Annotated in this window: 22 protein-coding genes and 1 pseudogene; 17 read left to right on the top strand and 6 right to left on the bottom strand. The window is 42.9% G+C overall.

Annotation, left to right across the window (positions count from 1 at the left end):
• Positions 1–243 precede the first annotated feature (243 nt).
• From AC6HZ4_RS19465 to AC6HZ4_RS19450, 4 genes are all read left to right on the top strand, one after another.
• On the top strand, positions 244–1,221 hold the full coding sequence (locus AC6HZ4_RS19465) for a glycosyltransferase family 2 protein (protein ID WP_497491353.1): 978 nt from the start codon (positions 244–246) through the stop codon (positions 1,219–1,221).
• The gene (locus AC6HZ4_RS19460; RefSeq protein ID WP_497491352.1) at positions 1,208–1,621 is read left to right on the top strand and encodes a GtrA family protein; all 414 of its coding nucleotides are present in this window, start codon (positions 1,208–1,210) and stop codon (positions 1,619–1,621) included. The genes AC6HZ4_RS19465 and AC6HZ4_RS19460 overlap by 14 nt, the downstream gene beginning before the upstream one ends.
• Positions 1,621–2,523 carry a UTP--glucose-1-phosphate uridylyltransferase GalU gene (gene galU, locus AC6HZ4_RS19455; RefSeq protein WP_497491351.1) on the top strand — a complete coding sequence of 301 codons (903 nt, stop codon included), beginning with the start codon at positions 1,621–1,623 and terminating at the stop codon, positions 2,521–2,523. Before AC6HZ4_RS19460 ends, galU begins: the two co-directional genes overlap by 1 nt.
• Positions 2,524–2,769: 246 nt before the next feature.
• The gene (locus AC6HZ4_RS19450; protein ID WP_497495780.1) at positions 2,770–3,195 is read left to right on the top strand and encodes a DUF4395 domain-containing protein; all 426 of its coding nucleotides are present in this window, start codon (positions 2,770–2,772) and stop codon (positions 3,193–3,195) included.
• 82 nt (positions 3,196–3,277) lie between these two features.
• On the opposite strand, the gene AC6HZ4_RS19445 is transcribed toward AC6HZ4_RS19450, so the two are convergent.
• A complete protein-coding gene (locus AC6HZ4_RS19445) occupies positions 3,278–4,444 on the bottom strand; it encodes a cation:proton antiporter (protein ID WP_497491350.1) in 1,167 nt (388 codons plus the stop codon).
• Positions 4,445–4,775: 331 nt separating this feature from the next.
• On the opposite strand from AC6HZ4_RS19445, the gene AC6HZ4_RS19440 reads away from it, so the two are divergent.
• The gene (locus AC6HZ4_RS19440) at positions 4,776–5,267 is read left to right on the top strand and encodes a DUF6141 family protein (RefSeq protein WP_497491349.1); all 492 of its coding nucleotides are present in this window, start codon (positions 4,776–4,778) and stop codon (positions 5,265–5,267) included.
• Positions 5,268–5,734: 467 nt separating this feature from the next.
• Positions 5,735–6,454, top strand: coding sequence for a TerC family protein (locus AC6HZ4_RS19435; protein WP_497491348.1), 720 nt, complete (start codon positions 5,735–5,737; stop codon positions 6,452–6,454).
• A gap of 118 nt (positions 6,455–6,572) precedes the next feature.
• Here the strand turns inward: AC6HZ4_RS19435 and AC6HZ4_RS19430 are convergent.
• A pseudogene (locus AC6HZ4_RS19430) lies at positions 6,573–6,719 on the bottom strand (DapH/DapD/GlmU-related protein); the annotation flags it as partial.
• A gap of 180 nt (positions 6,720–6,899) precedes the next feature.
• On the opposite strand from AC6HZ4_RS19430, the gene AC6HZ4_RS19425 reads away from it, so the two are divergent.
• From AC6HZ4_RS19425 to AC6HZ4_RS19415, 3 genes are read left to right on the top strand one after another with little or no spacing between them, the layout of a single operon-like run.
• Positions 6,900–7,424 (top strand): sigma-70 family RNA polymerase sigma factor, encoded by a 525-nt coding sequence (locus tag AC6HZ4_RS19425; RefSeq protein WP_497491347.1) that lies wholly within the window; start codon positions 6,900–6,902, stop codon positions 7,422–7,424.
• On the top strand, positions 7,417–8,013 hold the full coding sequence (locus AC6HZ4_RS19420; RefSeq protein WP_497491346.1) for a hypothetical protein: 597 nt from the start codon (positions 7,417–7,419) through the stop codon (positions 8,011–8,013). The genes AC6HZ4_RS19425 and AC6HZ4_RS19420 overlap by 8 nt, the downstream gene beginning before the upstream one ends.
• A gap of 16 nt (positions 8,014–8,029) precedes the next feature.
• Positions 8,030–8,941: a DUF4349 domain-containing protein gene (locus AC6HZ4_RS19415; protein ID WP_497491345.1), complete on the top strand. Its 912-nt coding sequence runs from the start codon at positions 8,030–8,032 to the stop codon at positions 8,939–8,941.
• An 86-nt stretch (positions 8,942–9,027) separates the two neighbouring features.
• On the opposite strand, the gene AC6HZ4_RS19410 is transcribed toward AC6HZ4_RS19415, so the two are convergent.
• Complete coding sequence (locus AC6HZ4_RS19410; protein ID WP_497495779.1) at positions 9,028–10,221, bottom strand: YhgE/Pip domain-containing protein; 1,194 nt, start codon at positions 10,219–10,221, stop codon at positions 9,028–9,030.
• A gap of 197 nt (positions 10,222–10,418) precedes the next feature.
• On the opposite strand from AC6HZ4_RS19410, the gene AC6HZ4_RS19405 reads away from it, so the two are divergent.
• Positions 10,419–11,036 (top strand): TetR/AcrR family transcriptional regulator, encoded by a 618-nt coding sequence (locus tag AC6HZ4_RS19405; RefSeq protein WP_497491344.1) that lies wholly within the window; start codon positions 10,419–10,421, stop codon positions 11,034–11,036.
• 226 nt (positions 11,037–11,262) lie between these two features.
• Here AC6HZ4_RS19405 and AC6HZ4_RS19400 read toward each other — a convergent pair whose 3' ends face one another.
• Together AC6HZ4_RS19400 and AC6HZ4_RS19395 are read right to left on the bottom strand one after the other, a co-directional pair.
• Positions 11,263–14,463: a sensor domain-containing protein gene (locus AC6HZ4_RS19400; RefSeq protein ID WP_497491343.1), complete on the bottom strand. Its 3,201-nt coding sequence runs from the start codon at positions 14,461–14,463 to the stop codon at positions 11,263–11,265.
• 46 nt (positions 14,464–14,509) lie between these two features.
• Positions 14,510–14,680: an AbrB/MazE/SpoVT family DNA-binding domain-containing protein gene (locus AC6HZ4_RS19395; RefSeq protein WP_497491342.1), complete on the bottom strand. Its 171-nt coding sequence runs from the start codon at positions 14,678–14,680 to the stop codon at positions 14,510–14,512.
• Positions 14,681–14,981: 301 nt separating this feature from the next.
• Between AC6HZ4_RS19395 and bioA the strand changes: the two genes are divergently transcribed.
• The 5 genes from bioA (at position 14,982) to AC6HZ4_RS19370 (ending at position 20,044) form a co-directional block, all read left to right on the top strand.
• On the top strand, positions 14,982–16,346 hold the full coding sequence (gene bioA, locus AC6HZ4_RS19390) for an adenosylmethionine--8-amino-7-oxononanoate transaminase (protein WP_497491341.1): 1,365 nt from the start codon (positions 14,982–14,984) through the stop codon (positions 16,344–16,346).
• On the top strand, positions 16,343–17,494 hold the full coding sequence (bioF, locus tag AC6HZ4_RS19385) for an 8-amino-7-oxononanoate synthase (RefSeq protein WP_497491339.1): 1,152 nt from the start codon (positions 16,343–16,345) through the stop codon (positions 17,492–17,494). Before bioA ends, bioF begins: the two co-directional genes overlap by 4 nt.
• Before the next feature lie 16 nt (positions 17,495–17,510).
• Entirely contained in the window at positions 17,511–18,275 is a 765-nt protein-coding gene (gene bioD, locus AC6HZ4_RS19380; RefSeq protein ID WP_497491338.1) for a dethiobiotin synthase, read from the top strand.
• Positions 18,226–19,218 (top strand): biotin synthase BioB, encoded by a 993-nt coding sequence (bioB, locus tag AC6HZ4_RS19375; RefSeq protein ID WP_497491337.1) that lies wholly within the window; start codon positions 18,226–18,228, stop codon positions 19,216–19,218. The genes bioD and bioB overlap by 50 nt, the downstream gene beginning before the upstream one ends.
• A gap of 70 nt (positions 19,219–19,288) precedes the next feature.
• Positions 19,289–20,044 carry a 6-carboxyhexanoate--CoA ligase gene (locus AC6HZ4_RS19370; RefSeq protein ID WP_497491336.1) on the top strand — a complete coding sequence of 252 codons (756 nt, stop codon included), beginning with the start codon at positions 19,289–19,291 and terminating at the stop codon, positions 20,042–20,044.
• 339 nt (positions 20,045–20,383) lie between these two features.
• Here AC6HZ4_RS19370 and ltrA read toward each other — a convergent pair whose 3' ends face one another.
• Entirely contained in the window at positions 20,384–22,045 is a 1,662-nt protein-coding gene (ltrA, locus tag AC6HZ4_RS19365) for a group II intron reverse transcriptase/maturase (protein ID WP_497490542.1), read from the bottom strand.
• A gap of 741 nt (positions 22,046–22,786) precedes the next feature.
• Between ltrA and AC6HZ4_RS19360 the strand changes: the two genes are divergently transcribed.
• A complete protein-coding gene (locus tag AC6HZ4_RS19360) occupies positions 22,787–23,920 on the top strand; it encodes a sugar ABC transporter substrate-binding protein (protein WP_497491335.1) in 1,134 nt (377 codons plus the stop codon).
• Positions 23,921–23,937: 17 nt separating this feature from the next.
• Complete coding sequence (locus tag AC6HZ4_RS19355; protein ID WP_497491334.1) at positions 23,938–25,650, top strand: methyl-accepting chemotaxis protein; 1,713 nt, start codon at positions 23,938–23,940, stop codon at positions 25,648–25,650.
• Positions 25,651–25,715 lie beyond the last annotated feature (65 nt).

Here is a 25,715-nt window from a genome sequence, read left to right as displayed (position 1 = left end):
GTTTCCGCAGATATTATTGCTTGTTTTTCTTGCCAAGCAGCACGTATAAAGCACTGGGAGAAGAGACGGGAAGTCGGAAATGAGAGATCAGTTGCAAGAGGCGAACAGCCTCTTGCTTATATCGAAACACGCTCTTTTATTCCTGAAGCAGCAATTGTTTAGAAAAGAGCCATAAATAAAGGGTGAGCAGGCGCGGCTCGCACCGACGAGCCGCCGGCTGTAAAAAGATTAGGAGGTTATCAGATGAGTCAAACTGTTCGGTATTCCGTCATTATTCCTGTCTATAATGAGGAAGCTGTCGTAGAGGAAACATATCGCCGTCTAACAGATGTAATGAAATCATTACAAGAGCCATATGAGCTATTGTTCATCAACGATGGAAGCAAGGACCGCACAGCGGAAATTGTAGAGGGAATCTCAAAACGGGACCATAGTGTAAAGCTGCTGGACTTCTCGCGCAATTTTGGGCATCAAATCGCAATTACAGCAGGTATGGACTATGCGCGAGGTGATGCGATTGTTATTATTGATGCTGATTTACAAGATCCGCCTGAATTAATTCCTGACATGATTGAAAAGTGGAAGGAAGGCTACGAGGTTGTGTATGCGAAGCGTTCAAAGCGAAAGGGAGAGACGTTGTTTAAAAAATGGACTGCTGCTGTATTTTATCGCACGCTCCGATCGTTAACTGAGGTTGACATTCCGGTCGATACAGGGGATTTTCGTTTAATGGACGGCCGTGTATGCGAAGCAATGCGCAGCATTCGAGAAAAAAACCGCTTTGTTCGCGGGCTTGTAAGCTGGGTAGGCTTTCGCCAAACAGCAATCGAATACGAACGTGATGAGCGCTTTGCGGGAGAAACGAAATATCCGCTTAAGAAAATGCTTCGCTTCTCGATGGACGGGATTACATCATTTTCCTATAAACCATTAAAGCTGGCAACGTATCTTGGCTTTTTCATCTCCTTCTCAAGCTTTGTGTATTTACTGGTAACATTATTCCTGCGATTGTTTACAACAAGCACGATTGCTGGCTGGACATCGCTCATTGCCTGCGTGCTGCTGTTAAATGGGGTTATTCTTATTCTGCTCGGAGTTCTTGGAGAGTATGTTGGCAGAATTTACGATGAAACGAAGGGACGCCCGCTTTATTTGCTGCGGAACAATCCGTATGCTGAAGTCTCTGTGCATAAAGAGGTGAGCGCAAGTGCTGGGCAATAAGCAAGGCGCCATTCAGTTTTTACGCTTTTGCATAGTAGGGGGAATGAATACGGCTGTCGACTTTGCTGCCTTTTTTCTTCTTCATTTCATAGGAGTACCATACACAGCAGCCCAGGTGTTATCGTATTCCTGCGGGACAGCAAACAGCTTTTTCTTTAATAGGAAATGGACGTTTGGCCTTACGCACGGTGTGAACATGCCGGAGATTATCAAGTTTCTCGCTGTAAACGGGGCTTCTCTGCTGTGTTCGTTTGGTTTGCTGTTTCTCTTATACGACACGTATCAATGGAATCTTTGGATCAGCAAGCTAATCGCAACTGGATTTGGTGTAGTCGTGAATTATATCGGCAGCCGGCTTTGGGTATTTACACAGAAGGAACAAACAAGGAGTGAGATATAATGAAAGTGAAAAAAGCTATTATCCCTGCGGCAGGGCTTGGAACGAGATTTTTACCTGCCACAAAGGCGCAGCCAAAGGAAATGCTGCCGCTTGTTGATAAGCCGGCCATTCAATATATTATCGAAGAGGCCGTTTGGTCCGGCATTGAAAGCATTATTATTGTGACAGGACGGAATAAGCGATCTATTGAGGACCATTTTGACAAATCAATTGAGCTTGAGAAAACGCTCGCTGAAACAGGAAAGCACGAAATGCTGCAAACGGTGCAAGGCATTTCAAAAATGGCGAATATTCACTACATCCGCCAGCAGGAGGCGCTTGGACTTGGGCATGCCGTGTTATGTGCGCAGCAATTCATTGGCGACGAACCGTTTGCAGTACTGCTTGGCGATGATATTATGGTGTCTGACAAACCGGCTCTCGGACAAATGATTGACCTGTATGAGAAATTTGATACAGAGGTACTTGGCGTAAGAGAAGTGGCGCCTGAGGATGTGCATAAATACGGGATTGTGGCACCGAAGACAGATATCATGCAAAGCGCAAAAGAAGCGATGTATGTGCAGGATGTGGTAGAAAAGCCATCATTAGCTGAAGCGCCATCACGGCTTGCGGTTATCGGCCGCTATATTTTAAAGCCGTCAATCTTCCCGATTTTGCAGCAGCTGCAGCCCGGAAAAGGAGGAGAGATTCAGCTTACGGATGCATTGAAGGAGCTATGCCTGAACCATCCGCTGCTCGCCCTTCCGCTTACAGGACGCCGCTTTGATGTTGGTGATAAGCTTGGGTTTATACAAGCTACGATTGACCTCGCATTAGAACGGCCGGAGCTTCGCTTAGATTTGCTTGCTTTTATGGAAGATTTACTAATGAGAGAGCGAAAGGAAGCCAATGGGCGATAAAATAGATTTTATTTGGAGGAAGATGACATATATCTAAATGGATACGGAGGCTGGAGTCATTGTGATGCAGCTGGATGAAAGCAATATACTTACAAACAAAGAGCTGATCTTACAAGCTGGCAAGCATCTTGTGAGATCAGCTCTTTTCGCGTCGATTTCTTTATTTGCTATATAAACAGACTCTTTTATAAGCGGATGAAAGAGCACTCTCATTCACATACTTTTATATAAAAGGTGTGAATTATGATGAAGGAAGAAATTCGCTCCATTCCTCGTCCTCTTGTCCGAACGAACCAATGGTTTCTCGTAGTGAGTGTACTGGCTACCTGGGTTTCTGGACAGGCATGGTTGCTTGCGTTGCCGCTTATAGCCGGGCTAATGGGTCTAATTTTTCATTTCAATCCGGTGATGCGGTTTGCTAGGCTCTTTTTACGTAAATCACCCTCTGAGTATATTCCAGAGGATTGGGAGCAGCAGCAATTCAATCAAAAGATTGCAGTAGTATGTTTGACGATTGGGCTTGTTAGCTACTTAGCCCATTGGATGATTGCAGCCTATATTTTTACTGCGATGGTGGCGTTGGCTGCTTTTATAGCGATTTTAGGCTTTTGCATTGGCTGCTTCATTCGATATCAGTGGCTGCAATATCGTTATCGACGAACGTCTAAGTAATCCTAAAGCAATATAGATGTCTGTGAAAAAGCCAGTCTCCTTCAGCTCAGCAGGAGACTGGCCTTTTCTTGTTACAGTTTGTTTAGTGCTGCGAATCCGTTGCAGCAGCACCCTTTAATTGCTTCTGCTGTGTAAACAGCAACTTCATCATTGGCGGTGTTACGATCGTTGTCACAAGAACAACGACAACAATAACTGCGAACAGCTCTTGACTGAGCAGATTGCTCTCGAGTCCAATGGCTGAGATAATTAACGCTACTTCACCGCGCGACACCATAGCCGCTCCGATGCCTAACGAGCTTCTCCAGCCGAACCCGGAGGCTTTTGCGCCTAACGACGCACCAACTAGCTTTGTTACAATGGCTACAATGCTTAATGAAAGAATTAAGCCGATGTTTTCTAGAATTCCGGAAAATTGTGCACTCACACCGATGGATGTAAAAAACACCGGCACAAAAATAGAATAGCTAATTGTTTCTACCTTTTCAAAAATCTCATGCTTGTAGGTTGTTACACTGATGGAAACCCCGGCAATATATGCACCGATAATTGCTGCTACCCCTGCATACTCTGCCAAGTACGCATACATAAAGCAAATAATTAAAGCAGCAGAAATGACAGCTTCAGTCACCCGCAGCGGTGCGAACTGTTTAAGAAGCCAAGGAACAATTTTCCATCCTATAAGAATTGCCGCTGCAAAGAATACGATCTTCTTCAAAATGATTGTTCCTAAATGAACATCTCCGCCGGCCATACTCATCAAAAATGCCAGCGCAATAATGACGACAACATCATCAATGACAGCGGCACCTAAAATCGTTGCTCCTTCACGGGATTTTAACTGATTCATCTCCTTAAGAGCCTGTACAGAAATGCTCACGCTTGTTGCTGACAGCAGCAATCCTAAAAACCAGGATTCTATGGAAGACAAATTTAAAATCATTCCTGATACATAGCCTAAAAGAAGAGGAACAATAATTCCGCCAATTCCTACAAGAGAGGATGCTTTCCCCGTACGTTTGAATTCATCCATATCTGTTTCCAATCCGGCGATAAACATCAATAGGATAACACCGATTTGACTGAGCTCCTCTAATATTTCTGTATCGTGAACAAGTCCTAATACAGACGGCCCAAGCACAATACCGATGAGGAGCTTTCCAAGAACGGAAGGCTGTCCTAATCTTACGCTTATGTCTCCAGCAATTTTGGAGGCAAGCAAAATAATTGCAAGTTGAAATACCAACATATATATTCCCGCCTTTCTCTATGGTATATCGTGTGCAAGTATTTCAAAAAAAACACAAAAAGAGCCTGTCACCATAGGACATAGTTATCCCATGGTGACAGGCTCCTCCGAAATACGCACTTGTTTTTTATCATTATAGCATAGATTGTTGATTTTGTTTACCATATTTTTATGGAAATTCGATTTGTCTGGAATTGTATTTTGAATTGGCGGTGAAATTCTCTTTGTCCGCTTGGACGGTATGGTAGAATGAAGGAAAACTGAAGTCGGATGTATCAAATTTTGTTCATTCTGCTTTTCTGGGAGTTGAGCAGGAAGGAGGTGGGAAGGAATGAAGCAAACATATCAAGAAGTTCAATATATGCCGTGGTATATGTGCATGCCTATCATATTAGTAAGCGGATTTATATGGTATGGACTGATTCAACAGGTGTTTTTTGGAAGCTCATTTGGGGATAAGCCGGCGAGTAATGCGGAGCTTTGGATGGGGGGCCTGCTAGGTTTAGCGCTGCCGCTCTTTTTCTTAACGATGAGACTTGTCACGCAAGCAGATCAGGATGGCATTACGGTTCATTTTCCCCCCCTTAAGTCGCGATACATTCCGTATACAAAGGTCATAGAAATTGAAGTTGTCAGTTATCATCTGCTGTCGTATGGTGGTCTGGGATTAAGATGGGTACCGGCTAAGGGCTGGGCTTATATAATGGGCAGCAAGCGTGGCCTAAAGCTGCGGTTTGCGGATGGAGAGGAATTGCTAATCGGGAGTAGGAATCCGGAGGGGCTGCTTCGGTTTATGGAGAGCCAAAATGAAAGTGACGGCTAGAGCTGCTGTGAATGGCTTAAGCATGGGCGCTACTATGCATGGTTTGGGTGAGATAGAACACACCCGAACATTGCGCAGGTGACGCCGATGTTTTTCTTTGTGCTTTCCAAAATCTTATACACAAAATCGTCATAAGTTATGCTATAATGAATAAGGTCAAAAGAACTACTTTTTAGATTCGTCTGTGTACCGGACAAGCAGTGCGGTCTAGAGGATGCCTATAGGGTAGGCATAAGGCAATCAGTGAACCAGAGTTGTTGATTACAGGAGGTGTGATTCCTGGTTATAAAATCTTAGCGGCAAGCGGCCTATTGTAACATTGTTTGCTGCTCATGACGCCTCTCAGAAGGCATTTTTCATAAAATGGTGTGAGAAGCGCTGCAGTATGTCTCTTTTCCTGGTTCGGAGATTGCCCTGCAATCTATTATTCTAGATTTCATGTGATTTTAGTAGCCAGGCAGTATTGTATGGAATATGTATTTCCCGTTTTAGGTGCGATCGTTTCTTCAGGTGCGTTAATTGCTTTACTCAAAATTATTGCTATTGATATTATTCTATCTGGGGACAATGCGGTCGTAATTGCGATGGCAACAAGAAATCTGCCGAAGGAGCAGCAAGCAAAAGCGATTTTCTGGGGAACTGCGGGAGCGGTTGTGCTGCGGATTGCTTTTGCAGCAATCATAGTATATTTGCTGCAAATTCCTTATGTGAACCTTGTAGGAGGAGCATTGCTGCTTTGGATTGCTTACAAGGTACTGGTTGAAGGGGAAGAAGAAGCGAACATTAAATCCCATAATGGATTGATGAAGTCGATTCAAACAATTATCATTGCTGATGCGGTCATGAGTTTGGACAATGTAATTGCCGTCGCTGGGGCTGCCCACGGTCATATTGGCATGATTGCCCTTGGTGTCATCATTAGTATTCCAATTATGATTTTTGGTTCCAAAGCAATTGTAAAAGCGATGGAGCGTTACTCATGGATCGCCTATGCCGGTGCAGGGATTTTATCATGGACTGCTGGTGAGATGATTCTAAAGGACAGAAGCTTAAATGAATTAGTGGAAATCCCGCACGGAGTGATTGCGTACTTGATTCTAGCAGCTGTAACAGCCCTTGTATTAGGAGTAGGTTACTTCAAGAATCAAAAAAGCCGTAAAAATGAAAAGCTGCAGCAGCCAGCTTAATGTCTAGAGGAGAAAGAGCGAGTGTTTGCTTTTTCTCCTTTTTTTATGGTTTGTTATTTGTATAAAAATATGTATGAATTTAAAAGCTATGGTGAAAAAAATTTGAAACACGACGGTTTTATAATTTAATGACCTTTAGTATTTTAGCCGGATTTCCCCCAACTGCGACATTGTCAGGTACATCCTTTGTTACGACGGCACCGGAAGCGATGACAACGTTATCTCCGATTGTTATTCCAGGATTAATGGCAGCCCTGCCGCCAATTCACACATTAATTTTTTCTTTTTCAGTCATGATGATTCATCCTCTCCAATATATCTTTATTCGTATTGTTTAACAGCCGAAGAAGGTATTTATAAATTATAAAATAAATTGGAACGAAATACAGGTATCAAACGTCTAATGAAAGAATGCCATACATAGTCCGCGAATAGGAGGGGTAGGATGGATGCGGAGCAGCTCGTAAAGAAAGCAAAAAAAGGAAATAAGCAAGCATTTCTGCAGTTGATTGAAGCAGAGCAGGCAAGGCTGTATCGAACAGCTTTTTTATATGTGAAAAATCAGGATGATGCACTTGATATTGTGCAGGAGACGATTTATAAAGCCTTTACCTCGGTTGCAACGATTCGAGATCCAAGATATTTCACCACATGGCTCACGAGAATTCTGATTCATAGCGCGCTCGATCTTTTAAAAAAGAAGCAAAAGGTCATTCCGCTAGAGCTGGATCTGTCCAGCAAGGTGCCGGCAAGGGAAATAGGGATAGATGACAAGATGGATTTGTATGATGCAATTGATAAGCTAAACGAGCGCCATAAAACTATCATTATTTTACGATATTATCAAGATTTAACCGTTGCTGAAATTGCAGACATATTAGGAATTCCTGAAGGTACGGTGAAATCGAATCTTCATCGCGCTCTTCAGCAGCTTAGGCTTGAGGTAAAGGAGGGGTGCATCAATGAGTGAGGACTTTCATAAATTTAAGGAGGACATCGAGAATATAGAAATCCCGGCCGATGAACTGCAGCGAGTATTATATAGTGCGGTGAACAAAGCAGAGGCGGAAAAGCGGGGGAAGAGAAAGCGGCGGTATAAGGGGACAATGGTTTCTATAGGTGCAGCCATTCTTTCATCACTTTTTTTGTTCTCGCAAATGGATGAGATGGAAAATACATCGTTTTCCACTGAGATGTCGCAGGCTGATCAGGCGCCGCAGAGCGCGTTAAAACAAAAGAAAGCAGAGGTACAGGAAATCAAAGCGCTGCAAATTAAAGAGGTTCTTTATGATGAGGATCGTCTAGAGATTACGTACGAAGTTCCGATAGATCATGAAGCAAATGCGCCGGCAATTGAAAAAACGAATTTGCAATTGTATGCAGATGGTAATGAACTGAACTATGAAATTCATGAGACCCAGGCAGGAGAATTCGTTCGCGGGACTATTTCTGTTCTTAACAATAAGCAGCTGCCTTCATCCTTTGAGCTGGAAGTTGAAATTACAAAGCTTTTTGGAAAGCAAGGGGAATGGCGTTTTGCATTTCCGCTTCAGAGATAAGAAGAGGGGGATTCATATGAATAGAAAGAGCATTCAAAGGCTTTTCGCAGTGCTATGTTTTGTCATAGCGCTGTTCACGGGCTGTTCTAACGCTGAAGAGAAAGGCAGCACAGAGATGTCAATGTCGTCTGGAGCTGCAAAAATGCAAGATGCCGCACCAAAGGCGAAGGAAACGGCGGAGCAGCAAGCGGATACGGCCGCACCAGCAACGGATACGCCATCTGTTGCGGAAAATCGAAAGCTTATTAAAAACGTCGAAGTGCGTATGGAAACAACCGAATTTGCTGCCTCAATCAGCAAGATTGAAGCATCTGCAGGAAAGTTTGGCGGCTATGTGGAGAGTAGCAGCGTTTCGGGAGTATCCGCAGGAGAAAATAGCAGCTCTGCGCGGTCTGCTTCATATACGATTCGCATTCCAGCAAACAAGCTGGACGATTACTTGAAGGAAGCCGGTAATATTGGAAATATCGTCTCTAAGCAAATTATGACAGAGGACGTGACCGATCAATATTTTGACACGGAAGCCCGATTAAAATCGCTGAAAACCCAAGAGGAAAGACTTCTTGAATTGCTCAAGCAAACAGGCTCACTTAAGGATGTTATAGAAATTGAAAAGGAGCTCGCATCTGTACGTTATGAAATTGAAAATTTGACAACAACGCTGAAAAAGTATGATTCCCTCGTTGATTACAGTACAGTCCGGATTGAGCTTACGGAGGTCCGGTCACTTACGCCCAACGCCTCGACGCTTGGAGAGAGAATTGGAGCGGCCTTTAAAAAGAGTGTGACGGGAATTTCAAATGGTGCGCAAGGCTTGCTTGTATTTGTAATTGGTAACTCGCCTGCGCTGCTTTTGCTTGGAGCGGGAGGAGCAGCAGCTTTGTTTGTTGTGAGAAGGATTCGTAAGAACAAAAAAAGTGGTGAATAGTACGGTAACCTATCAGGAAGCCAGCACGAGTAAATAAACAAAAAAGCCCTAACCGCGCTTTTTGGCAGTTAGGGCTTTTCGATTGTCTACATGCTTGATTGAGCCTTCTCCGCCAGTTCTTGTTTCGCAGCTGGTTTTAGTACGGAAGACAATAATACGACAAGGCTGCCTGCACCAATTTCCAACAAAACAGAGGTAGACTCGTTCAAGCTTAATCCTTTTCCAAAGAAAAATAATTCGCGGAGGCCCGCCACCATAAAACGCATCGGTAACCAGGAGTAAACCCATTCACGGTAGAAGGTGGACATAAACTCCGGTGCCATCGCCAAAAGCGGTGCTCCAAAGAAAAGAATGAGAACAAAAATGGGCATTCCTTTAAAGCCAATCCATGAAAGAACGGCAGAGATCATTAAGAAAAAGCAGAAATACGTAATGGCTAGAAAGAAAGCTGTATCTGTAAATTGAGGGATATGGAGCCCGATCAATCCATCAGTGATCCAGGACATACCAAACCCAGTGACTAAGGCAAGTATGGCACCGATCAGCACTTGTATGATCCTCGCAAAGAACGCTTCTGCTCGATTTGTGAAAACTAGCTTGTTCATTACTATAAAGGCAATAGCTGCTCCAACGATGCTTGCCATCCAAAGTGGTTGGAATAATGATACGGGTGCATTCCCGTTTGCGCTATGTGTACCCGTTTCATGGATGTTTCTCACTTCTTTTGTAACCGGTGAAACTAAAGCAGCTGCCTGTTGCGGAGTCAAGGTTTTCCCAAGCTTCTCAAAGCCTGCCAGTAGCTGTGTACGCATGTTGGCATTCATATTGTCAACTACAGTATTCAGCATTTGCCCTGCCATGTTGGATGCTGCAGTATTCATGCCTTGATTCACCAATATTTGCACCTTTGGTGAAGAAGGATTTGCAGTTTGAAGAGAAGCCTGCTTTTGGCTGAAATCTCTCGGAATGACAAGGGCTGCGTAATATTCTTGATTATTTAATCCATTTTGTACCTCTGCATAGCTTTTTACCTCGATCCACTTTATTGCAGGCTCTTCTCCTGATTGCGCTTTTAATGCACTCTTCATATTTTCCACAATCGTCTGACCCATATTGAGTTTTGTTTGGTTAGGCAGTTCCAATCCGTTGTCTTCATTGACGATTGCAATCGGCAGATTTTTAGGAGTTGGATTTACTGACGGGACCATTGTAAGACAAAAAATGAAAACAACAGCCAATATGATCAAGGGTAACAATACAATCAGTCTATCCTTTAATATTTTCATACGGACCCTCCTTAATTTGTATAATAATCAGCTTGTAAATGGACATGATGTTGATTAGTGATCACTGTGTTCATTATAATATGCTTATAGAGAAAAGCAATCAACAATGCCTCCAAGAGTGTTCAGTATGGAACACAAATATATATATTGTTCATTATTAGAAAAAAAAATTGTGAAAAGGCTGTGTGAAAATGTCAGATCAAGCAGTAGATAAAAGAGTACTTCGAACAAAAAGAATGATTCGGGATGCGCTTACAGAGCTTATTAAGGAGAAAGGCTTTGAGGGGATTACAGTGAGAGATCTAACCGCGAAAGCCAATATCAATCGCGGGACATTTTATCTTCATTATCGTGATAAATACGATTTATTGGAGCAAAGTGAAGCTGAGCTTATTCAAGGAATACAAAGCTTTGCAAAGCAGCTCGATCCAATAACCGCTTTTACCCATCATCTGAAAAATGAGCCCTTGCCGTTCGTGGTTAAGCTCTTTGAATATTTAGAGGAGCATGCGGACTTTATCAAGGTAATATTAGGCCCAAAGGGCGACCCGGCATTTCAAGTCAAGCTTAAAGAAGTGATGAGAGAGAATATGCTTGAAAAGCTAGTAAAACAGTTAAAAGCAGAGAAGATGCTCGTTCCTGTTGAGTATTTTACCTCATTTTTCATTTCTGCTTATCTTGGAGTGATACAGAAATGGTTAGAGAGTGGAATGGTACAATCTCCGAGAGAAATGTCATTAATTTTATCAAAGATGGTTTTTCTTGGGATTCTTGATATAGCGGGAATAAAGGATAACTTGAATTTTTGAAGCGTCGAGTTGTTTTTTTGAATCTTCTGGCTTTGAGGGGATTAAGGGCTTTCCTCAAGAGATACAAATTACATCTATTGAAAAGAATGGTAATTAGATTTTGATACCGAAGAATAACTTCTTAGTCTTGGATGTTATGTTAAATTACAGAAATTTTTTAATCTCTTTGCTTAGATTGTATAGAAAAACAGAAGCCAACCTTTTGGTTGGCTTTTATCTTAATTAGCTAACGAAGAGAATGTTCATGCCCTTCATTTAGAAATATTTTTTCTAGTTGGTCACTGGTAAGGGGTTTACTAAATAAATAGCCCTGACCAACATCGCATCCATATTGAGTAAGAAGCTGGCGCTGCTCTTCTGTTTCAATCCCTTCAGCTACTACATATAAATCTAGGTTATGTGCAGTAGCAATAATGGCCTGAACCAGGAAAGCGCTTCTTTGATTTGTTAAATCCTGGGTAAATGATTTGTCCAATTTCAAGATATCAACCTGTAATTTAACTAAGTATGATAAAGAGGAAAAGCCAATTCCAAAATCATCGATGGCAATTTTCACACCGATCTCCCTTAGGGTGTCAATGGTCTGATTGGTTTTATCTATATTATGGAGCATGGTGCTTTCTGTTACCTCTACTATTAAATATTGAGGATCTACTCCTAGTACTTTGAACACAGTTGTTATATCCTTGGTTAGGGTCCCTTTCTCAATATGCTTTGCCGAGATGTTAACCGATACGGGAATCTTGCGAAAGCCAAGAGATTCCCATTTCTTCATCTGCATGCCGACCTGTTTCAGCAGCCAGTTTGTAATAGGAACAATTAAATCCAGTTCCTCGGCACGGGGGATAAATTCATTTGGAGCGATCAATCCCTTTGTGGGATGCTCCCAACGAATTAAGGCTTCAATGGATTCAATCCGCTTCGTGGAAAGATTAAATTTTGGTTGGTAAGCTAGATAAAATTCATTGTTACGAATCGCTCTTTTGATGTTATTCCTAAACGAGACATTGGAATCAAATGGAGGTGTTGCGATTTCATGACCGCAAAGCTGGTAATTGTTTCTACCTGAATGTTTTGCATTATACAGGGCTTGATCCGCATGCTTCATTAATGCGGGAATATCTTCCCCGCAAATTGGATACATTCCAATACCGATGGAAGAGGTTGTGACAAATTCATGCCCTTGAATCTTCCACGGCTCCTGCAGAACTTGTAAAATTTGTTGCGCAACGATTCCTGCCTCTTCCGGGGAAGAAACCCCCGGTAACAAAATAGCAAATTCATCCCCGCCCAATCGTGCTAACGTATCATCCTTGCGGAGGTATGTTTGTACCCGCTTCACAAACTGGATCAACAGCTCATCGCCTACATCATGTCCCAATGTATCATTCACCCATTTAAAGCGGTCAAAATCCAAGCACATCACCGCAAATAATTCCTGGCTGTGCTTTGCCTGATTGATTGTATGATGGAGGCGTTCCATAAATAAACGGCGATTGGCAGCACCGGTTAAATAATCATAGAAAGCCATTTTCTCTAATTGAGCTTCCTGTTGTTTTCGTTCTGTAATGTCCCTTGACACACAAAGAACATGCTGAAATTCTCCATGCTCATCTAACAAAGGCGTCAATTTCGTGTCAAGCCAGACAAAATAACCCTCTCCATGCTTCACACGGTATTCAATCCAACCTTGTTCTTGTGTTTCCACAACATGATGAAACTGTTCTAGTACCCTTTCAGCATCCTCCTTATGAATGAGTTGAGAGGGGAACAATTTATTCTCTTGTACTTCAATCCCCAACACGGTTTGATGAGAAGGAGAGCTATATAAAACCGTGGCATCTGCATCAAGCAGAGCGATGAGATCGGTCATATTTTCCGCAATTAATCGATACTTTTCTTCACTTTCCCGCATCCGTCGTTCTGCCTGCTTCTTCTCACTAATATCCCGTGTGATTGCCGCAACGGATGTAATTTCACCTTCCGCATTTCGGATTGGGGAGAGACTAAGGCTGACATCGATATGACTGCCATCTTTACGGCGGCGAACAACTTCCAACCCATAGATTGCTGTTCCGTCTAATACGCTCTGAAACAGCTTTTCTGATTCCATCCCCTCTTCAGGAACGAGTATAGAAAGCTTTTCTCCGCGAACTTCATTCTCTGTATAACCATACATGGATTCAAAGGCAGGATTCACGTCTGAGACACGTTGGTCCAAATCGTGAATGTCAATAGCATCCACTGTCCCGTTAAAAAAGGATTCTAATGTTTCCTTTGTTTGTACCAGTTCATTTTGAAGTCTCTTTTGTTCGGTAATATTTTTGGCAACACCAAATACGCCTATAATCGCTCCATTGACGATGATGGGCACATTAATCACTTCAACTTCTACACGTTCTCCTCTTTTGTTATAAATGACGCAGGCATAACTTCTTGTTTCTCCTCGTACAGCGGCCTGAAAATGCTCCATTGTGGTTGCCAATGTATCAGGCGTGATTAAGAAAGCAAATGAACGATGCATAAGTTCTTCTAAAGGATACCCGGTTACTTTTTCTGTCCCTTGATTTGCATTGGTAAAACGACCATTCAAATCAAACTGAAATACTGCATCGGGATGGTAATTCACAAGTGATTGATACCGTTGTCTACTCTCTTCTAATGCATACTCTTTTTCCATTTGTTCTGTGATATCCCGATAAGTTCCAATTAAACCAATAATTTCTCCATTTTGTCCCTTGAGGGCAGAATAGGACGCGCTAACATAAACCAAACTACCGTCCTTTCGTTTTCGCAAGCTTCGATGAGAGGGGATATTTCTTCCTTGTAGTAGCTCTTTCGATAAGTCCTGGTGCTCTGCCTCATACCCCTCAGGGATCAGCCCCAAATGATCAAAAAGCAATCCAATCGTTTCGTCTTCCTTCCAGCCAAACAGTTCGGTAAATCCATGATTGATGCGGATAATATTCTGATTGGTATCGATAACGAGAATTCCATCCGTTGTGCTGGCCAGAAAGGACTCCAGAAAGGCTTTTGTACGAATTAGCTCCTCCTCGTATTGCTTCCGTTTTGTAATGTCTCTTCCGATTCCTACAATATGTGTACCGATTCCTGCATCATTGAAAATAGGGCTGATCACAATATCCCCTAGGAGCCTGCCTGCGGTAGTAGGAAGGGGTTCTTCGTATCGTATGGATTGACCGGAAATCAATGCTTGCCGAAACATGTCATTGAGTGTTGATGCATATTGAGCCGGGAGAACCTCTTCAATAAATTTTCCGTAGCGCTCCTCTTGAAAACCAGCTTTGTACGCAGCCTTATTTGCTTTGAAAAATTTAAAACGCCCGTTAACAACTTCAAATAGAATAGATATATCTGACATTTGCTCAAAAGTTTGATCTAAAATATCCAATAACGAATTTGACATATGTAAACTCCTTTTAAAAACTAAAGGCAACTGATTCTGCGATAGACTACATGCCTCTCTCCTGAAGAATGAGGCTGACTACATCCACTTTTTCTATCATGATCTTGCCTTCCTCACACACAAACAGTATATTATCGCCTTGTTTAAGTCCTAATGACTCCCTTACTGGCTTTGGAATCGTGACTTGTCCTTTGGAGCTCATTTTCGCAAGCTGCATACTTTCTCTCCTTACTTTCTTACTTTTTTACTTTTTTACTTATCTTGTCTTCTCTCTTATGTTTTTATGTGTAAGAAAGATTCTATAAACAAGGCCTCCTAATTTTTGTTAGGTAAGTGATAAGCAGAGCTTCCCTTGCAAAAGCTGTATCAACATATAGCACCCTCGTTTTGACATTAGGTCCTGTAAGAAATTATGAAAGTTAAGAATTGTATAATATTTGCTCCTATGATAATATTTCCTTAATGTTAACTTAAAAATATTTTTAGTTAACAAAAGATAAGGATTAGGTGATAGAAAAATGCTTGTAAAAGAATGGGATTATGCAGAACTGGCTCAAAAGAATAAGCAGTATGTATGGCATCCTTTTACACAGATGAAAGAGTATACAGAGGATGATCCGATTATCATTGCAGAGGGAAATGGCCGAAAGCTTTATGATGTGCAGGGCAACGAATATTGGGACGGTGTGTCCTCTATTTGGCTCAATGTACATGGTCACCGCATTCAGGAGCTTGACCAAGCGGTTCGAGACCAATTGGAGCAGATTGCTCATTCTACGCTGCTTGGAATGGCGAATATCCCTGCTATTCTTCTTGCAGAAAAGCTGATTGGGCTGATGCCGCCGGGGCTTGCAAAAGTGTTCTACTCCGATTCCGGCGCCACTGCTGTTGAAATTGCGATTAAAATGGCGTTTCAATATTGGCAGCATAAAGGAAAACCACAGAAGCAGCGGTTTATTACGATGAAGGAAGCGTATCATGGGGACACAATCGGCGCTGTTTCTGTCGGGGCTATTGATTTGTATCATGAGGCATACTCCAGCTTGCTTTTTTCATCTATTAAAGTTCCGTATCCATACGTATACCGTTCTCCTATTAGCGGAGGCGAGAAAGAGCAAGCTGATTTTTTTCTAGCTAAGCTAGAAGAGGTGCTGCAGAATCATCATGAGGAAACAGCTGCACTCATTATCGAGCCGATCGTGCAAGGTGCGAGCGGTATTATTGTTATGCCAGACGGATATTTGCGAGGAGTCCGTGATTTGTGCACCAAATACAATATTCTCATGATTGCCGATGAAGTAGCTACCGGCTTCGGCCGTACCGGCCGTTGGTTCGCCTGCGACCATGAGAATGTTACCCCTGACATTTTAACAGCAGGGAAGGGACTTACCGGAGGGTATTTACCAGTTGCAATTACTGTAGCGACAAATGAAATATATGAGGCGTTTCTTGGTGAGTATGAAGAGAAAAAAACCTTTTTCCATGGCCATAGCTATACTGGAAATCAGCTTGGCTGTGCGGTAGCGATTGCGAATCTTGAATTAATAGAAAAAAAGAATCTAATCTTTGAGGTCCAACAAAAGTCTCTTTATCTCTCTAAGGAATTAGAGAGATTCCGTCATTTGCGCCATGTTGGTGATATTCGCCAAAAGGGCTTTATGATAGGACTTGAGCTTGTTGTGAATCCTGATGCGAAAGAAGCATACGATTGGTGTGAACGGATTGGCGTTCGCGTATGCAGGCGCGCGCGTGAACTCGGCATGCTCATTCGTCCCCTTGGAAATGTTATTGTCTTTATGCCGCCGCTTGCGTCAACGCTGGAGGAGCTAGAAGCTATGCTTCACATTCTTTACCAGGCGATTCAAGAGGTTACGGAAGCATGATGTGGTCGCAAGAACTTCTAGAAATGAAGGAAGCAGGATTGTACCGTCAGCTTCGGACGGTAGACGTGATTGACGATGGTGGATATGCTATCGTGAATGGAAAAAAAATGCTCATGCTCGCCTCTAATAACTATCTGGGGCTCGCCCATGATGAACGGCTCATCGAGGCATCTGTGCAAGCGACAAGGCGGCTAGGCGCAGGAGCAACCGGGTCAAGGCTAACAACTGGGAATACGACATTGCATGAACAATTGGAAAAACAGCTTGCCCAGTTTAAGCAAACGGAGTCGGCTATTGTATGCAATACAGGCTATATGGCGAACGTAGCGGCTTTAACAACAGTAGTAGGCAAGGAAGATGTCATTTTATCAGATGAGATGAATCATGCGAGCATTATTGATGGCTGTCGTTTATCACGTGCGCAAACGATGGTATACCGCCATTGTGACTTACATGATCTAGAAGAAAAGCTAAAAGCTGCGGCCCCCTGCCGAAGACGTTTGATTGTGACGGACGGTGTATTTTCGATGGACGGGAATATCGCGCCGCTCCCTGGAATTGCAGCTTTAGCACAGCGGTACGAGGCGCTTATTATGGTTGATGATGCTCATGCAACAGGCGTGCTCGGAAGCTGCGGACGAGGAACAGCTGAGCATTTTGGATTAACGGGAAGCATAGATATTCAAATGGGGACGCTCTCAAAGGCGATTGGAGCAGAGGGCGGATATATTGCGGGAAGCCGGGTATTAATTGATTATTTGTTAAATCGGGCGCGGCCGTTTATTTTTTCAACCTCCTTGCCGCCAGGTGTAATCGCGAGTGCACTCCAGGCGATCCAGATTATTCAGCAGGAGCAGGAACGAAGACAGCACCTGCTGCAAATGAGCCGGAAGCTGTATGATGGGTTAGCGGCTTTAGGGTATGAAGTATGGGGCGGAGAAACACCGATTCTTGCGGTGATTTGCAAGGAAGCAAGTAAAGCAGTTTCTCTATCTCAGGCGTTATATGAACATGGAATTTTTGCTCCTGCAATCCGGCCTCCTACTGTTCCGATGGGGACATCACGAATAAGGCTCACTGTGATGGCAAGCCATCAAAAGCAAGATATAGAACGAGTGATTGAAGCTTTTCGTATTATCCGTTGTTAAGGGAGGCCTGGAAAGTATGAATGGATTTTTCATTACTGCCACCGATACAGATGTTGGGAAGACGATTGCAGCAGGAGGAATGGCTGGTGTGCTGCGCGCAAAGGGTTATAACGTTGGTGTGTATAAGCCGGTTCAAAGCGGTCATCCTGTGAACCATCCAGATGGAGATGCTGCACGCTTAAAAGCACTATCAAATGTAGATGATTTATTGGAGGAAATTTGTCCATACGCTGCTATAGAGCCGCTTGCTCCTGTATTGGCACTAAATCGCTCTGGGCAGCGGGTTACTTTGGAGGATTTACGGCACAGATATGAGCAATTGGCTAAAAAGCATGACTTTATGTTCATTGAGGGAGCCGGAGGACTGGCGGTTCCGTATGTAGAAGACGGACTCGTTGTTGATGCGGCTGTTATGTTTGGTTTACCTATTATTATTGTAGCCCGGCCCAATTTAGGGACGGTGAATCATACTCTATTAACCATCTCATATGCAAAGCAGCACGGTTTGCAGGTTGCAGGTGTGATTCTATCAGGCTATCAGGAAAGTTCAGCAGGAATTGCAGAGAAAAGCAATCCATCGATGATTGAACAATATAGCGGAGTTCCTGTTTTAGGCATCATTCCGCATATTGAAAATTCTCGGTCACGGGAGCATGTGCTTTCTATGATCGAGCAGTCTATAGCATGGAGTAAGCTTGGGAGATTTCAAATAAAGGGAAGAGGGATGAAGGATGAAAGTGGCTCAAGCAGATTGGAAAGCATTGGCACAAAGCGTCATTGAGGGATATAAAGTCACAGCGGAGGAGGCTCTTGCAATCGTGCAGGCGCCAGATGAGGAGTTGCTGGAGATTTTGAACGCGGCTTTTGTTATTCGCCATCATTACTACGGTAAAAAGGTGAAGCTAAATATGATTATTAATACGAAGTCTGGATTATGCCCCGAAGACTGCGGCTATTGCTCCCAGTCGATCGTTTCCGAGGCTCCGATTGATAAATATGCGTGGCTGACAAAGGAGAAAATTGTAGAAGGTGCCCAGGAGTCGATTCGTCGAAAGGCAGGTACATATTGTATTGTTGCCTCAGGGCGCCGTCCGACTACGAAGGAAATTGATCATGTCATTGAAGCGGTAAAGGAGATTCGCGAAACAACAGATTTAAAAATTTGCTGTTGCCTGGGATTTTTAAATGAGGAGCATGCAAGCAAGCTTGCTGCTGCCGGCGTCCATCGCTATAACCATAACTTAAATACATCACAGGAAAACTATAAAAACATTGCATCTACCCATACATATGAGGATCGTGTAGATACGGTGGAGAAGGTAAAAGGGTCTGGTATGTCTCCGTGCTCAGGCGCTATTTTTGGTATGGGAGAATCAGATAAAGAAGCAGTTGAAATTGCATTTTCACTTCATCAGCTTGATGCGGATTCTATTCCTTGCAACTTCCTCAATTCAATTGACGGAACGCCGCTTGAGGGACGTGCTGAGCTAAATCCGCGCAAATGCTTAAAATTGCTTGCGATGATGCGCTTTGTGAATCCGACAAAGGAAATTCGCATTGCCGGAGGGCGTGAAGTGAATCTAGCTTCCTTACAGCCGCTCGGACTATATGCAGCGAATTCTATTTTTGTCGGAGATTATTTAACGACAGAGGGGCAAGAGGTTCAGTCTGACTGGAAAATAATTGAAGACCTTGGTTTTGAAATTGAGAAATGCGCCCTGTGATCATAAGGGGAGATGCTCTGCCTTTAGAAATCCTTGATGAACTGCGTAAAGAAAACATGGGGTGGTATTTGTGCAAGAAGAAATGTTTAGCATTCGAATGAGGGCGGCTGAAGGAGGCTCTCACGAGGAGGGGGGCTTTCATATATCCGGCGGGGAAACTCTTGTTGCGAAAAGATCCTTAGAGGCTGCGGCGCAGGAGTTGATTCAAAAGGCGTTAAGGCACAGCCGCGGTGACGCTGACTTTATTCAGATTGTGATGGAAAAGATTGCATCGCACAATATTTTGCGGGTTCCTCCCTTGCCCATTAAAACGGCAGCTGCAGCGAATGTACAGGAAGCTCGTCTTCATGCAGTGCGGTATCTGCAAAGCCTTTGTATCTCAGAACAAGCGGCTCTAAAGGGAATTGAATTGCTAGAGAGTCATACAAATTTACGCGGTGCTGCGATTATGAGCGCCTCAAGCGGAAAGCGTCTCGATGCAGGCCTGCGCGGTGTGCGTGCAACCCGGATGGGATGGACAGAGAAGGGCTATAAGCAATGGGCGGATCGGCATACTATTGCATCTCCGCGAATTGCGGAGGCGATCGCTCTCGCTACAAAGGTAGCACATGCCCCTTTCGTCCTTGCTGAACTCTGTTGGTCTGATGATCCTGAATATGTCACCGGATATGTTTCTTCCCTTGAGGAAGGCTACGTACGGATTCCCCACTTAAAGGAAATGGGCGACTTTAGCGGAGGCAGAGTCTTTTACGTCTCCGATGATGCAGAGCTGGAAGAGCTGGTTGCGTATTTGGAAAAAGCACCGGTTTTGATAGATGAAGCGTAGAGTTGTCAATGCATCCTTGTGCAATAAGTACGAAACATATCGGCTATAAGGTTTTATAAATCGCAAAGAATCGATACATGCCCAGTGTATCGATTCTTTCTTAATATATAAGTATAACTTTTGGGGCTAGCTCCAGCGCCTATCCCTCGCAGCTAGATAGATAGCCTTCGCCACAAAAGGCAACGGAAAGCTTCTATGAATAGACTTCGTCTTTTTGAGATTTCTCCAAGTGTAGTCGGGTAAGCGAGGGGCATCGCTGCCCCTAACTCCCCTAAGAACCGTACGTGACAGTTTCCCATCATACGGCTCAAGCCTTCTTTTTGTCCGACTTCAGTCTCTTTAATATAGGCAAGGTAAGTGAACTAATTTTAAGTTCAGATTAGACGATATGAGGTTTTGCGGAACAGGCATGTCTTTTACGACTACCTTTTCACCGTTTTGCAGTGGAATTTTGCAGATAGCACAGCGGTAACTCTGTTTTCTGGCCAGTTTCATTCTATCCATTGTGTTCTCCGTATCAAATACCTTACGGTCTCGTTTTTCCCAGTATTCTTTCAATGCTGGGTTATCAGGACTATTTTTGAATTTCACCATGTTGTGTCTCTCAATCTTAATCCACGACATGTGTAGGAGTTGAATATTTGTTTTCGGACAGGTTGGTGTCCAATCATTTCCACCATGATGTGGATATCTGTAATATCGTGCATATATCCAATTCCACGATTTCTTAGGATGGAGCTGTCGAAAATGTTTACGGATTCTCCAATAGATATAGCTATCCATTGCGCCGAAGATTTTCTTAGAAACAACGTGTTTCCAGTATTGCCCGTACCCTCTGATAATTGGGTTAAGCACTCGGATGACTTCCCCGATGGGCTGTCCTCTCATGGCACGCAAAGTATCTCCAATCTTCTTCTTAGCCTTCTGTATACTGCTCTTGCTTGGTTTAATGAATAGTTTGTTTCCTTGTTCTGTTTGATATTGGCGAATTAAGAATCCTAGGAACTCAAATCCTTCCTCAATATGTGTAACCTTCGTCTTCTCAGGACTTAATTCTAGCCCTCTGTCTTCTAAGTAGGGACGAAGTCTCGTATATACTGACAGTGCTTGTTCCTTCGTCTCAGTCAATACCACAAAATCATCTGCATAACGAATAAGAGTAAACTTACAGGCAGGATTTATGATATAGCTATCGTTTGCTTTATAGTTTTTCTTATAGGTAATACCTAAGGTTTCTTCCATTCCATGAAGGGCAATGTTAGCGAGAAGTGGGGAAATAATTCCCCCTTGTGGAGTTCCTTCTTGCGTTTCAGTGAAGAGGTTTTGCTCCATGTATCCCATTTGAAGCCATCGCTTCAATAGCTTTTTTCCTGGGAAGTGAGAAGTTTGTTTAAGTATCCATTTATGATTGAGATGATCAAAACAGCCTTGAAAATCTCCTTCAAATATCCATTTCCTCTTTGTGCCCCCGTTAATTCTATTGAAGATGCTTCGTATGGCATCATGAGTACTTCGCTTAGGACGAAAACCATAAGAAATAGCCTCAAATCTAGCTTCCCACTGTGGTTCAAGGGCATTTCTCACTATATTTTGATAAACCCTATCTTTTATAGTTGGAATACCTAGAGGTCTCAACTTCCCATTTTTCTTAGCGATGTATATACGCTTAGCTGGTTTTGGGCGATGTTGTAACGTGTTCCGTTTTTTGAGTTGTTCATAGAGGAGATTTCTTTCTCTACGACTCAATGCTACCTGCTCGTCGACACCTGCTGTTCGCTTTCCTTTATTCTGTTGTGTTACTCGTCTAATTGATAACAGTAAGTTCGCCTTGCTTCTTAAAAGTAAACGCTGAAGCTTTCTTACCTTCCTTTGTTGTTGTAACTGTTCGGCACGGTAAATTCTTTGTCGTAACTTCGTCACATACATTTGGACTGCTTTCCAATCCACTGTGTTCCAGTTTGTATACGAGACGTGCGCCGACGCTCGTTCTGAGGTATTCATAACTGCACGCTCCTATTCGTCAGAAGATAACTTACAAATGTATTTCCATGTTGAAGACCTATAAGAAGTGGGCTCCCTTTCGGGCTTGTCATGAGTTTGTCCGTGAGGACGACAATATCCGCTCAGTTATACATATACCTATGCTTTCCTGTTTCCTTTCAGATAACGGCTTTTGCTTTCTCTTATATCCTTTACCCTCTGCCACGTCGTTTGACTTTGCAGTCATCCTACTGCTTATGCAGATGACATAGGGCTTACCAAGTTTCGCATTCTACAGAGGCGACAGGGTTAGGTGGGCTCTTTACTCCGGATAAGTTGTGGGATGCAGCGCGGCAGCCTTATGAATCTACCTTTCCTCTTATCAAGACCTGGGCAAAGCTGTACATTATCCCAAGCTAAGCGTTGCGAAGCTTATGAGCCTTCACTCTCGTTCACCGTATCTGTCTTCTCCTAGCGGTGTTCTGGATTATGTACTAATCCTCTGTTTCCGCATTTCCTCATGCAACCCACGGACTCGTTACCAAGTCCGCAGTTTCGAATGGAGATAGCCTTTGCATCTAGTCTAGTAGCGGAAGCTACACTGTGAGAATGCGACTTCTTGTCGCACCATAAATATGCTTATATATACATAATTTTAACAGTTTATATTTTCTGTTCAAATATGAATATTCGATATATTATATATAAAGGTATCTATTTAGATTTAAAATTAAATTATGTTAACAAAAGGTGGGCTGAACTATGCTTGAAAAATTATCTTTCCTATTTAGGTATTCTTGCATTCTATTCATCGCTTTTATACTTAGCTTTGTTGCTGGCTGTTCTACAATATCTTCATCTTCAAAAAGCGAATCGTCTAGCGAGTTTCAAGAGCTGCAGCTAGACAAATTTGAAGAAGCGCATGGAAAAGACTTAGAAAGCAGCTCTTATCGAAAATATGAGGATAGAATTACAATTGGTTTTGCGATGGATTCTTTAAAGGAAGAGAGATGGCAAAAGGACCGAAACCTCTTTATTGCAAAAGCAAAGCAATTGAATGCCGATGTACGTATTAAAGAAGCCAATGGCGATGATCGTTTACAGCTGTCTCAAGTGGAGGCGCTTATTGCTGAAGGTGTGAATATTATCGTTGTCGTTCCTGTAAATGGAGAAAATGCGGCAGAAATCGTTAAGAAAGCTCATGAAGCTCATATAAAGGTTGTATCGTATGACAGGCTGGTCAAGAACAGTGACCTTGATTACTACGTCTCTTTTGACAATGAGAAGGTTGGTCAAATACAGGCTAACGCGATGCTGCGTGCTGTACCGAAGGGTGAGATTGCCTATGTCGGCGGTGCTCCTACAGATAACAATGCAATTTTATTTAGGAAAGGCACTATGGATGCCTTATCGGGACAAGTAGCTTCCGGAAATATTCAGCTTGTGATGGATAAGTATTCCACAGACTGGAAGCCAAGTGAAGCTTATGAAAATGTAAAACAGCTATTAAAGCAAAAGGGCAGCTCGCTAAAAGGTATCATTGCTGCAAATGATGGAACAGCGTCAGGTGCAATTGCAGCCTTAAAGGAGGCAGGGCTTGAAGGAAAGGTATTTGTAACAGGGCAGGATGCGGATTTGGCTGCCTCTCAGCGTATTGCAGAGGGCACGCAGCTTATGACCGTGTACAAGCCAGTACAGCTTATTGCACAGACGGCCGCAGAGGTTGCGGTAAAAGCTGCTAAAGGTGAAGCGGTCCAAACAACGGGAACCGTTGCAAACGGTTACGGAAACATTCCTTCCATTCTACTTGAGCCAGTTGAAGTAAATAAGGATAACCTTAAGGAAACAGTTATTAAAGACGGATTCCATAAAGAAGCAGATGTATATAAAAAGTAGATAAGGAGGATTGCATTATGAAGATCTTCATGCAGAGAATCGCTGCGAATGCAACTATAAAAACAAAGCTCATACTTGCATTTTCATCTGTCATCATACTTATGGCAGCTGTACTTACAACATTTATGTTAAAAAGCATGTCTATGAACGAGCAATACGCTACCCTGATTCAAAATATTGCAAAGGAAGGCGAAATTAAAAGGCTCGCGGATGACATGATTACACAAACAAACGCTCTCATTCGCAACTATAATGAAGAAGATGTAAAAAAATATGAGCAAACCTGGACAGAGCTTAGTCTGTTAATGATGGATATTGAAGGGAACTTACAGAACACAGATAATAAAAAGCTGTTTACCGGGTTGAAAAATACAATTATGAATATGCGCATGGACAGTAACCGTGCTATTATTGCGGTCAAAACAGGGACCAACAAGACACGTGCGCCGGAATATTATATGGCAGCCTCTAAAAAGGCGATCTTTGTTAGTGAGATTAGCGGCGAGCTGGCAAATAAGGAACTGCGTCACCTAAACGAAGTAAAAGAACAGACAAAAGCAGCATTTGCGAGAACCTTACTCATACTTGGAATTGCGGCAGGTCTGATTCTATTATTCTCGATTGCTTTCTCCTATGTATTTTCACATACCATTTCAAAACGATTGAAATATTTATCTGTATTGGTAGACAAAATGGCAGATGGGGATCTTACTGTAGAAGAAGAGATGGTTTCAGGTCCTGTAAAGGACGAAGTCATTCAGCTCTTACAGCAATTTCATAAAATGAAGGTATCGCTCAACCACTTGATCCAGAATGTACTATCCAGCGGACGCGAGGTATCTGCCACAGCAGAGGAATTATCGGTAAGCATGGAGCAAAGCCACTCCGCGAACCATGCAATGGTTCTTTCCATTAATGGTGTACATGATGTAGCTGTTGTACAAGCTAAGTTTCTAGAAGAGTATAAGGCAGCTTTTGAAGAATCAAATCGTGTGCTTCAGCAGGTGCTGGGTCGAACGCTTGACCTCGAAACAAATGTGTCAGATTCCAAGCAAGCGATGCTTGCGGGAAAGCAGTCTGTTTCTGACATTATTACAGGTATTCAAGATATGAACGGGATGATGATGAGGTTCAAGGAACGAGTGGATGTAGTTACCGAGAATTCTATGCGAATTTCTAAAATTATTGAAGTTATTAACGCTATTTCCGAGCAAACAAAGCTATTGTCGCTCAATGCGTCTATTGAAGCAGCACGTGCTGGTGAGTCAGGAAAAGGCTTTGCCGTTGTTGCTGGTGAGATTCGCCACTTATCTGAGCAAACAAGACAAGCAACAAAGGATATTGAAGAGATGATTACAGATATGAAAAACAATACAATGCAAGTTGAAGAAGAAGTCCGAAATGGCATGCATTATGTCCAAAGTAACACGCAGCTTGCACAAAATGCGAATGAGGCATTTTCGAATTTGGAAGAAAAGAACCAAGAATTCTTCCACGGCACACAAAGCATTATTGATGAAATGAAGCAAGTGTCCCATCAGCTAGCCACAGTAGAGACAAAGCTAAGCGGACTTGACCATCACGTTACAACATTGCTGCGCACAAGTGAAGATGCTTCAGCTATTACAGAAGAACAGTCCGCTGTAATTGAAAACGTCGCAAGCCGCTCCGTGACATTGGAACAAATGGCTAACCAGTTAAATAAGGATGTAGGGATTTTTAAGGTATAACAGGCACATCAAGAGGTATAGCTGCGGCTATACCTTTTGATTTTTTTCGTAGCTTTTATAAGTAA

The sequence above is a fragment of the Ectobacillus sp. OTK genome (genome assembly GCF_059698935.1).
The sequence above is the reverse complement of the archived record's forward strand: the minus strand, read 5'-3'. Positions and strand labels throughout refer to the sequence as shown.

Coding starts and splice junctions, on each gene's coding strand:
- bioB (WP_497491337.1), top strand. CDS start 18,226: ATGAAAGTGGCTCAAGCAGATTGGAAAGCATTGGCACAAAGCGTCATT.
- AC6HZ4_RS19425 (WP_497491347.1), top strand. CDS start 6,900: ATGGATGCGGAGCAGCTCGTAAAGAAAGCAAAAAAAGGAAATAAGCAA.
- AC6HZ4_RS19440 (WP_497491349.1), top strand. CDS start 4,776: ATGAAGCAAACATATCAAGAAGTTCAATATATGCCGTGGTATATGTGC.
- AC6HZ4_RS19360 (WP_497491335.1), top strand. CDS start 22,787: ATGCTTGAAAAATTATCTTTCCTATTTAGGTATTCTTGCATTCTATTC.
- AC6HZ4_RS19395 (WP_497491342.1), bottom strand. CDS start 14,680: ATGCAGCTTGCGAAAATGAGCTCCAAAGGACAAGTCACGATTCCAAAG.
- AC6HZ4_RS19465 (WP_497491353.1), top strand. CDS start 244: ATGAGTCAAACTGTTCGGTATTCCGTCATTATTCCTGTCTATAATGAG.
- bioA (WP_497491341.1), top strand. CDS start 14,982: ATGCTTGTAAAAGAATGGGATTATGCAGAACTGGCTCAAAAGAATAAG.
- AC6HZ4_RS19405 (WP_497491344.1), top strand. CDS start 10,419: ATGTCAGATCAAGCAGTAGATAAAAGAGTACTTCGAACAAAAAGAATG.
- AC6HZ4_RS19400 (WP_497491343.1), bottom strand. CDS start 14,463: ATGTCAAATTCGTTATTGGATATTTTAGATCAAACTTTTGAGCAAATG.
- AC6HZ4_RS19435 (WP_497491348.1), top strand. CDS start 5,735: ATGGAATATGTATTTCCCGTTTTAGGTGCGATCGTTTCTTCAGGTGCG.
- bioD (WP_497491338.1), top strand. CDS start 17,511: ATGAATGGATTTTTCATTACTGCCACCGATACAGATGTTGGGAAGACG.
- AC6HZ4_RS19355 (WP_497491334.1), top strand. CDS start 23,938: ATGAAGATCTTCATGCAGAGAATCGCTGCGAATGCAACTATAAAAACA.
- AC6HZ4_RS19450 (WP_497495780.1), top strand. CDS start 2,770: ATGAAGGAAGAAATTCGCTCCATTCCTCGTCCTCTTGTCCGAACGAAC.
- bioF (WP_497491339.1), top strand. CDS start 16,343: ATGATGTGGTCGCAAGAACTTCTAGAAATGAAGGAAGCAGGATTGTAC.
- ltrA (WP_497490542.1), bottom strand. CDS start 22,045: ATGAATACCTCAGAACGAGCGTCGGCGCACGTCTCGTATACAAACTGG.
- AC6HZ4_RS19445 (WP_497491350.1), bottom strand. CDS start 4,444: ATGTTGGTATTTCAACTTGCAATTATTTTGCTTGCCTCCAAAATTGCT.
- AC6HZ4_RS19415 (WP_497491345.1), top strand. CDS start 8,030: ATGAATAGAAAGAGCATTCAAAGGCTTTTCGCAGTGCTATGTTTTGTC.
- AC6HZ4_RS19420 (WP_497491346.1), top strand. CDS start 7,417: ATGAGTGAGGACTTTCATAAATTTAAGGAGGACATCGAGAATATAGAA.
- galU (WP_497491351.1), top strand. CDS start 1,621: ATGAAAGTGAAAAAAGCTATTATCCCTGCGGCAGGGCTTGGAACGAGA.